This window comes from Halomonas sp. SIMBA_159 (assembly GCF_046536035.1).
In the GTDB taxonomy this organism is placed as follows: Bacteria; Pseudomonadota; Gammaproteobacteria; order Pseudomonadales; family Halomonadaceae; genus Vreelandella; species Vreelandella venusta_A.
In genome coordinates, this window is the sequence record NZ_JAWJBT010000551.1 from 1 (window position 1) to 273 (window position 273).

Genomic DNA, 273 nt, shown 5'->3' on the forward strand with positions numbered 1-273 from the left:
GGAACAATCAACGGTTGCTAAGTCACCTGTTGCGGTTAAACCCACTAATTCCCCTCCTAATGCTTGACCCGCTTCTAAAGCAGAAACTGGAGAATCAATTAGATTTGAACGTTCACCGGTGGGCGGAATATGCCCTCTCACGAGGTAATAAGAATTATCACCTCTGTTAAATAAGGTTTTATAGACTTGATCGGTGTCGTGGGGTTGATCGAGTTTAGAAAAACCTCGGATTAAATGTTGTTTGGGGGTTAAATAAGGATCAAACCATTCAAT

1 protein-coding gene is annotated in these 273 nt (G+C 41.8%); it reads right to left on the bottom strand.

Annotated elements, in window-relative coordinates; all coding sequences use genetic code 11:
- On the bottom strand, window positions 1–273 hold a 273-nt coding region (locus R0J87_RS20420), incomplete at both ends, for a hypothetical protein (RefSeq protein ID WP_498888542.1).